Annotated in this window: 6 protein-coding genes and 1 pseudogene; 5 read left to right on the top strand and 2 right to left on the bottom strand. The window is 72.8% G+C overall.

Annotated features, from left to right (window positions below; genetic code table 11):
* Nucleotides 1-1,762, bottom strand: a 1,762-nt coding sequence (locus KBX39_RS14910; RefSeq protein ID WP_210871109.1) for a nitrate- and nitrite sensing domain-containing protein, incomplete at its 3' end; no start/stop codon positions are given.
* Nucleotides 1,763-2,067: 305 nt separating this feature from the next.
* Here KBX39_RS14910 and KBX39_RS14905 point away from each other — a divergent pair.
* From KBX39_RS14905 to KBX39_RS14885, 5 genes and pseudogenes are all read left to right on the top strand, one after another.
* Nucleotides 2,068-2,685, top strand: a complete 618-nt coding sequence (locus tag KBX39_RS14905; RefSeq protein WP_210871107.1) for a hypothetical protein — start codon at nt 2,068-2,070, stop codon at nt 2,683-2,685.
* 325 nt (nt 2,686-3,010) lie between these two features.
* Nucleotides 3,011-3,223 (top strand): annotated as a pseudogene (locus KBX39_RS34065) (hypothetical protein); the annotation flags it as partial.
* A gap of 708 nt (nt 3,224-3,931) precedes the next feature.
* Nucleotides 3,932-5,590, top strand: a complete 1,659-nt coding sequence (locus KBX39_RS14895) for a sodium:solute symporter family protein (RefSeq protein WP_064447792.1) — start codon at nt 3,932-3,934, stop codon at nt 5,588-5,590.
* 17 nt (nt 5,591-5,607) lie between these two features.
* Nucleotides 5,608-5,931: a hypothetical protein gene (locus tag KBX39_RS14890; protein WP_187694270.1), complete on the top strand. Its 324-nt coding sequence runs from the start codon at nt 5,608-5,610 to the stop codon at nt 5,929-5,931.
* A 69-nt stretch (nt 5,932-6,000) separates the two neighbouring features.
* On the top strand, nt 6,001-6,384 hold the full coding sequence (locus tag KBX39_RS14885) for a hypothetical protein (protein WP_210871104.1): 384 nt from the start codon (nt 6,001-6,003) through the stop codon (nt 6,382-6,384).
* A 106-nt stretch (nt 6,385-6,490) separates the two neighbouring features.
* Here the strand turns inward: KBX39_RS14885 and KBX39_RS14880 are convergent, their stop codons facing one another.
* Nucleotides 6,491-8,299, bottom strand: a complete 1,809-nt coding sequence (locus KBX39_RS14880; RefSeq protein WP_210871102.1) for a glycoside hydrolase family 6 protein — start codon at nt 8,297-8,299, stop codon at nt 6,491-6,493.
* Between the last annotated feature and the right edge of the window lie 476 nt (nt 8,300-8,775).

The following is an 8,775-nucleotide window of genomic DNA, read 5'->3' as shown; positions in this document are numbered from 1 at the left end:
GCCCCAGCCGGGCGCTGCCGGCCGGGTCGAACTCGGGCGGCTCGGCCAGCTTGCGGTTGGCGGCGGCCAGGGCCGGCGCGGACATGCCCAGCCCCCGGTCGGTGATCTCGATCGTGTAGCCGCCCGGCACGGTCCGGCCGGTGACGTCCACCCGGGTGCCCGGCGGGGAGTACGCGGTGGCGTTCTCGATCAGCTCGGCGAGCAGGTGGATCACGTCGCCGACGGCCCGGCCGAGCACCCCGGCCGACGCCACCTCACCCACGTCGACCCGGTCGTACGCCTCGACCTCGGAGATCGCGCCGCGCATCACGTCGACCGCGGCGACCGGCCGGCGCCAGCCCCGCCCGGGCGCGGCGCCGGCGAGGATGACCAGGTCCTCGGCGTGCCGCCGGAGCCGGGTCGCCAGGTGGTCGACCTGGAACAGTCCGGCCAGCTCGTCCGGGTCCTCGGTACGCCGTTCCAGCCGGTCCAGCAGCGCCAACTGCCGGTGCACCAGGCCCTGGCTGCGCCGGGCGAGGTTGAGGATCACCTCGTTGAACCCCCGGCGCAGGGTGACCTCGTCGATCGCGGCGCGCACCGCGGTACGCCGCACCTCGTTGAACGCGCGCGCCACCTGGCCGATCTCGTCGCCGCCGTGGTCCAGTTCGGGCGCCTCCCGGGCGACGTCGACCTCCTCGCCGCGGCGCAGCCGGGCGACCACGTCGGGCAGCCGCTGCTCGGCGACCTCGGTCGCGGCGGTGCGTACGCCGGTCAGCCGCCGGGCCAGCGACCGGCCGACCCGCAGCGCCACCAGCACGCAGACGACGATCGCGACGAGACCCAGCACACCGGCGGCGGCGAGCTGGACGAGGATCCGGGTGGCCATCGGCACCGACCGCTCGGCCAGGGCGTCCGCGCCGCGCAGCTCGAAGTCGCGCAGGCTCTGCCACACCTCGGCGTGGCCGGCCTCCCAGCCGGCCATGTCGAACCGGGCCGGCAACGCGGACGAGCGGATCAGGGTGTCCTGGAGCGCGCGCAGCTTGACGAACCCTGCGCCCTCGGTCAACCGCTGGTACGAGGTCCGTTCCTCGGACGGCAGCTCGGCGACCGCCGTCTCCGCCAGGAAACGCTGGTTCTCCAGGGTCCGGACCAGCTGCTCGTGCTCGCCGTCGGCGTACCGGCCCGCGATGACCGCGCCGGCCAGCAGCGCGTCGGCCTGGCCGAGCAGCTCGCGGGAGCGGCCCAGCGCGGTGAGCGCTGTGGCCTCCCGGTTGAGCTGGGCGTCGGGCAGCGCTGCCATCGCGCCGAACGCCTGGAACGCCGAACCGATCATCCCGCTGTAGAGGCCGACGGCACCGGACCGGTCCACCTTCCGGTCGTCGATGAAGGCGCGTCCGGCGGGCAGCGCGTCCAGTGCCGAGACCAGCTGGTCGAGGCGGCCGTCGAGCTGCTCGTCGGCGACGTCGCGCAGGGCCTTGCCGTCGACCTTGCGGCGCAGCTCGACGATCGCGTCGTCGGTGCGTACGCGCTGTTCCGCCAGGGCCGGCAGGGCGCTGCGGCCGGCGAGCTGGACCACCGACAGCCGTCGCTCCCGTTGCAGCTCCGCCACCACGCGCTCGCCGGGACGGCCGAGGTCGTAGAGAAGGGTACGGGCGGAGAGCAGATCGAGCGCGGGCCCGAAGGTGAGCGTGGTGGCGAAGATCCACAACGCCAGCAGCCCGGTCACCGGGCCGATGACCAGCGCGGTCAGCTTGGCGCGGATCGGCCAGTCACGGGTGTTCAATCAGACCTCGCCCGGGAAGGTGTCGCTCGGTGGCGCCGGCAGCGGCCGTCACGTTCGCCGGCCACGACGCCGGGCCCCGGCCCGGACGCCTTGGGCAGGATACGTAATCCGGGGCGGATGCACTACCGGCCGTCTCGGCTCTCACTACGGTCCGAGACGGGCACGGCGGGCGCAGTCGGACACCGGACCGGCACCGGACGGCGGTCGCGACACCGCTCCTTATTTCCCGACCGGGGCGGAAAGTGCCGCGCAACGGGATTGGCGATCACCCGCATGAGGGAATACCAGCGGGCGAAGGAGGAGCCATGTCGTCCACCCAGGTAATCGTCATAGTCATCGTCGTCCTCGTCATCGCCGCGCTCGCCGCGTTCGCCGTGGTCGCCAGCCGCCGCCGGGCGCTGCGGGAGCGTTTCGGCCCGGAGTACGACCGGGTCGTCGCCGAGCAGGACAGCCGCGGCGCGGCCGAACGCGAGCTGCGTGAGCGCGAGCGCCGGCACGCCGAACTGGAGCTGACCCCGCTGAGCCCGGAGTCCCGGGCCCGCTACGCCGCCGCCTGGGAAGAGCTGCAGGTGCGCTTCGTCGACTCGCCCACCGAGACCGTCGGCGAGGCGGACGAGCTGGTCAGCCGCCTGATCGCCGAGCGCGGATACCCCACCGGGGACTTCTCGGACCAGATCGCCCACCTCTCCGTCGAGCACGCCCGCACGCTCACCCACTACCGCGACGCCCACGAGATCCGGCAGCGCAACGAGCGCGGCGAGGCCGGCACCGAGGACCTCCGGCAGGCGCTCGTGCACTACCGGGCCCTCTTCGCCGACCTGCTCGGTGAGGACCCGGTGCCCACGTCGACGCCGCAGCCGGAGCAGCCGGAGCAGCCGGAGCAGCGCCACCCCGACCACGACCACGACGTCACGAGCCGCTGAGGAGGCCGCCGCCATGCGCCAGGAAGAGCAGCAGGTCACGCAGGACCACCCCGAGGCCGTCCGGTCCGCGCCGGTACCGGTGCCACAGCCGGGCGACCACGCCGGCCCCGGCCGGCACGACGCCGACCGGGCCGACGTGCCCGAGGACGCGCTCGACGACCGGGGCACCTTCGACGACCCGGCCGTCGCCGACGACCGGCGCGAACTCGGCGCCGACGACCGGCGCCACGACGGAATCGACGACCGGGGCGACGAGGTCGACGAGACCCGCGCGTACGACGCCGGTGAACTGAGCGACGCGGCCGACCGTACCGACGACGGGCGCGACGACGACGGGCGTCCGCCGTTCCACGAGCCGGCGCCGCTGCCGACGGCGTTCGGCGCGGCCACGGTGGGCGACGCGGTCGCCGCGTCGGCGCTGGCGAGCGGCCGTCCGCAGGACGAGCGCGACGCCCGCGACGAGGACACGGCCGTGCCGGGCGACGGCGCGCCGGGCCGGACCGACCCGCTGGACGACGAGCGGGCCGATCCGACGGCCGGGGACCGACTGCACGACCGCGACCGCTGGGACGCCGAGCACGCCGACGGCGACGCGGCGGTCGACGGCGACGCGCGGGCCAACGGTGTCGTCCGGGACGACGCGGCGGCCGACGGCGCGGTCGGGTACGGCAGCGCCGAGCCGGGCCTGGTCGACCCCGACGCCGAGGCGGTCCCCGCGGCCGACGAGGACGCCGACCGGCGCCACGACCACGTCGACGCGGGCACCGCGGCGGCGGGCGCGGCAGCGGCCGGCACGGCCCTGGGCGGGGCGGACCGGCCCACGCCGGGCGCGGTACCGGCCGACGCCGCGACGCTGTTCGCGCCGGAGGCGGCGCAGGGCTTCCGGGACCGCTGGCGCGACGTGCAGCTGCGCTTCGTGGACGACCCGCGCGCCGCGGTCGGCGAGGCCGAGTCGCTCGTCGAGGAGGCGATCGAGGCGCTCTCCACCGCCCTGCGCGAGCAGCGCACCCGGCTCGGCGCGTGGCAGGAGTCCGGCTCCACCGACACCGAGCAGCTCCGGGTGGCCGTGCGCGGCTACCGCGACTTCCTGGACCGCGTACTGGGGCGCTGAGGCCCGCCGCAGGACCCCACCGAGCCCCGGCCGGCGACCCGGCCGGGGCTCCGTCGCGCGCGGACCGGCCAGCAGGCATGAAACTTCGCAAACGGGGTACGTGCGGGCAGCGGTGCACACGAGGGGAGCACGGGCATGGGCGGCGGCGGCCTGCGTCTGGACATGAACGCGGTGGACTACCTGATCCTCGCGCTCTATTTCGTCACGGTGCTCGGCGTCGGTTTCGCCGCCCGGCGCGCGATCCGCACCAGCGTGGACTTCTTCCTCTCCGGCCGATCGCTGCCTGCCTGGGTCACCGGCCTGGCGTTCGTCTCGGCGAACCTGGGCGCGCTGGAGATCATCGGCATGGCCGCCAACGGCGCCCAGTACGGCATCATGACCGTGCACTACTACTGGATCGGCGCCGTACCGGCGATGGTCTTCCTCGGCATCGTGATGATGCCGTTCTACTACGGCTCCAAGGTCCGCAGCGTTCCCGAGTACCTGCGGCTGCGCTTCAACCGCCCCACCCACCTGCTCAACGCGATCAGCTTCGCGGTAGCCCAGGTGCTGATCGCGGGCGTGAACCTCTACGCGCTGGCGCTGATCATGCAGGCGCTGCTCGGCTGGCCGCTCTGGTTCGCGATCATCGTCGGCGCGGTGATCGTGCTGGCGTACATCACCGTCGGCGGGCTCTCCGGCGCGATCTACAACGAGGTGCTCCAGTTCTTCGTGATCATCGCCGGTCTGGTGCCGATCACGGTCATCGGCCTGGTCAAGGTCGGCGGCGTCAGCGGCCTGATGGACGCGGTCCGCGACTCCAGGCTCGGCGAGGCCGGCCTGCACGCCTGGGAGGGCACCGGCAGCACCGGCAACCCGCTCGGCGCGCACTGGCTGGGCATCGTGTTCGGCCTCGGCTTCGTGCTCTCCTTCGGCTACTGGACCACGAACTTCGCCGAGGTGCAGCGCGCGCTGTCCGCACGGAACATGAGCGCCGCCCGGCGTACGCCGATCATCGCCGCGTACCCGAAGCTGCTCATCCCCGCGGTCACCGTGATCCCCGGCCTGATCGCCCTGGTCACCGTCAAAGGTCTGGGCGCCGACGACGGCGACCTGGTCTACAACAACGCGATCCCGCTGCTCATGCGCGACCTGCTGCCCAACGGCGTGCTGGGTATCGCGGTCACCGGCCTGGTGGCCTCGTTCATGGCCGGCATGGCGGCCAACGTCAGCGGGTTCAACACCGTCTTCACGTACGACATCTGGCAGGCGTACTTCCGGCGCAACGAGTCGGACGAGCACTACGTGAAGGTGGGCCGGCTCGCCACAGTCGGCGCGGTGGTGATCGGCATCGGCACCGCGTTCATCGCGGCCGGGTTCAGCAACATCATGAACTACATCCAGGCGCTCTTCTCGGTGTTCAACGCCCCGCTCTTCGGCACCTTCATCATCGGCATGTTCTGGCGGCGGATGACGCCGCTGGCCGGGTTCTGGTCGCTGCTGTCCGGCACCGTCGTGGCCACCGCCACGTACCTGCTCTACAAGGGCGGCGTGATCAGCTTCAACTCGGACCTGGAGGAGAGCTTCTGGGGCGCGGGCCTGGCCTTCGCCACCGTCGCGGTGGTGGCCGCGATCGTCACGCCGCTGACCCGGCCGAAGACCGACGACCAGCTGACCGGGCTGGTGTACGGCCTCAGCGACACCGCGCTCGCCGACGACTCGCTGGCCGGCGACGCCGCCTGGTACCGCTCCCCGGTGCTGCTCGGCGTCGTCGCCGTGATCCTCGCCGCCCTGTTCTACATCCCGGTCTTCTAGAGGAGGGGACGCACGCCATGACAGACGACGCGGACCGCAACTACCAGGGCGGCGAGGCGCACGACCCGCTCGTCGACGAGACCGAGGACGCCCGCGAGGCCCGCTCGGCGGCGGCCCGGCTGTTCGACATCCGCCGGGTCATCGGCGGCCTGTTCGTCGCGTACGGGCTGATCGTCGGCCTGATGGGGCTCTTCGACACGTCCGCCGAGATCGACAAGGCACAGGGCCTGCGGATCAACCTGTGGGCCGGCGCGGCGATGTTGGGGTTCGGCCTGCTGATGCTGCTCTGGCAACGGCTGAGCCCGACCGAGACGCCGGAGCCCGGCCACGACGACGCCTGACCGTCCGCATGGCGCGGCCCGCACCGGGTACGCCCAGGGGATCACGCGAAGGGACAGGAGGGCAGCAGCATGACCGATCGTGACCGCGGTGGCGAGCGGCCGCTCGAGGAGACCCCCGAGGTGGCCGCGGCGGTGGACGACGACAGCACGGTGCCCCAGTTGCGCGCCGGCGGCGTCGACCCGGACAGCCCCACCTTCACCGAGCCCGACGGCGCGGTGGCCGACACCGGCTCGCCGAACATCATCGGTGACCCGTACGCGGCCGGGACCGGCGCGACCGGCACCGGCACGGGCGCGGCGCCGGACGGCATCCGTACCGGCGCCGAGCAGCCCTGGGACCCGGAGGACCTGGTGATGGCCCGGGGCCAGGACATGACGCCGGAGAACCTGGAACGGGCCCGCCACGACCTGCACGAGCTGGGCCGGGCCGCGATCGAGCGTACGGTTCCCTGACCCGGACGCCCGAGGCCCCCTGGTCGACGTGGGCGTCGACCAGGGGCCCGGGGAACCCGCGCGGGCGGTGCCTCACTCCCGCCGCCGCGGGTGGTACGGCCGCGGCTCAGGAGAGCGGCGGGTACGCGTTCTGCATCAGCTGCTGGAACTGGGCGGCGAACCACGCGCCGGAGATCGGCGCGTCCGGCAGGGCACCGGACATGCTGTTGCCGTTGCGGGCGTTACCGGTGTAGGTCGGGTCGCACATCCGGTCGAAGCCCTTGCCCTCGTTGTTCGGGATCTCCTTGCTGGAGCCGTCCGACTCACCCGGGGGCTTCACCCAGACGTAGGCGTCGATCCCGGGCTCCGGGTTGGCCTGCGGCCGCTCGCCGAGACCCGCGCCGGCCTGGTTGCACCAGTTGCCGGTGTGGAAGCGGCGGTCGACCCGGCCACCGTCGACGTAGGCGTCCACGCTGGTCGACGGGCCGGGGCCGGTCGGCCGGGCGGAGCCGCCCCAACCGTTGCGGGAGGTGTCGATCAGCATGCCGATGTTGCTGTCGAAGCCGATCGAGACCAGCTTCTGCCGGAACGCCTGGGCGAACGACAGCTCGTCGAGGTACTGGTTCCAGTCGGCCCACTTGGACTGCCGCACGGTCTGGCCGTTCACCGTGTCGGTGATCTTGACGTACGGCTCCTTCAGCGCGGAGTAGTTCGCCGTGTTGACGATGAAGCCCGCCACGTTGGCGACGGTGCTGCCGGAGGCGACCGCGGCGGCCTTGAGCTGGTCGGCGACCGGGCCGAAGTTGCTGTCCCAGCCGATCCAGCCGTGGTGGGCGGCGTCGATGTAGTTGTAGACGTTGCCGATCGCACCCAGCTTCGCCAGGGCGTAGCCGACACCGTTCACGTACGCGCCGTTGGCCTTCACCGTGTCACACATGACCGTGCCGCCCGCGTTGCCCGAGGTGTTGGTCACCAGGTTGGGCAGCGAGTCGATCTCGATGATGTTGACGATGCGCAGGTTCCGGTACTTCGAGTCGCCCTGGATCGCGGCGATCGGGTCGATGTACTCGGCCTTGTAGCGGGGCAGCTCGTCCGGGCCCAGCTCGCCGTTCGAGGCGAGCGCCGAGCAGTCGCGGCCGGGCAGGTTGTAGATGACGAACTGGATGTAGCCGGCGCCCTGGGCGAGCGCGGCGTCCAGGTGGTCACGGACGCCCATCGCGCCGTTGGAGCTGCTGTCCGGCGTGCCGTTGATGGCGGCGATCCGGTCGATCCAGACCGCGGTCGGGTTGTTCGACACCCGGTTGCCGCCGGACACCGACTCGGCCTTGGCCTTCCACTCGGGGTTCACGTACCCCTTCACCCCGGCGTACGGGTTGTCGACCCGCTGCCCGGGCGGCGGCTGCGACGTCGGCGGGGTCGACGTCGGCGGCGTGCTCGTGGGCGGGGTGCTGGTCGGCGGCGTGCTGGTGGGCGGCGTGCTCGTCGGCGGGGTGCTGGTGGTCGGCGTGCCGCCGTTGCAGACCGTGCCGTTCAGCGTGAACTGGGTCGGCTTGGGGTTGCTGCCGCTCCAGGAGCCGTTGAAGCCGATGGTGGTGCTGGCGCCGCTGGCGAGCGACCCGTTGTACGACTCGTTCTGCGCGGTGACGTTCTGGCCGCTCTGGGACCACCGCGCGGACCAGCCGTTCACCACCCGCTGCGAGCTGTTCGGGAAGGTGAAGCCGAGGTTCCACGAGGTGAGCGCGTCACCGATGTTCTTGATGGTCACGGTGCCGGTGAATCCACCGGGCCAGTCGCTGGTCGTGTAGGTCACGCTGCACTGGGTGGCGGCCTGCGCCGCGGTGACCGGGAGGGTCACCAGTCCACCGGCTACCAGGACGCCGGCGCTGGTCAGCGCGAGCGCCCGGTTCCGGCCGGACAGCCTTCTCCACAGATTCATGCCACTGATCTCCTTGGGCGAGACCGGATCCGCGTACGGCCCGGCGCAAATGGCGGCGGCGGTCGCCCTGCGGGAACGACCGTGCGCGCCACTGGTTACTTCGGGGGACGCCCGACCCGGACGGGCGTTGGGGGTGGTGGTGCCGACCGGTCCGCAGGACCGGCCGATGGAGCCGGACGTCGGCCGGTCAACCGGCTGCCCTCGACGTCTGAGCTCGCGGTGTGGCTCCCCGAACCGCGTGCAGCGATTCTTGCATGGGAGCGCTTCCATGGCAATGCCTCGATGCGCCTCGCGGCCCACCCTACCGCCCGCCCCGACCCCGCCCCGCTCACCGCGCGCCCGGACCCCGCTACACCAGCCGGGCTCGCCGCCAACCACCCGCGGGCACCACCTCGCCGCGCTCCCCCTCACGCCGGGCGGCGGACCGTCCCGCCTCCGCCTCGGCCGGGTGGAACCCCCAGGGTGTGAAAACGGCC

This window comes from Micromonospora sp. D75 (genome assembly GCF_018070405.1).
Taxonomy (GTDB): domain Bacteria; phylum Actinomycetota; class Actinomycetes; order Mycobacteriales; family Micromonosporaceae; genus Micromonospora; species Micromonospora chalcea.
Note: the sequence above shows the minus strand (reverse complement) of the source record. Positions and strands in the feature narration are given on the sequence as shown.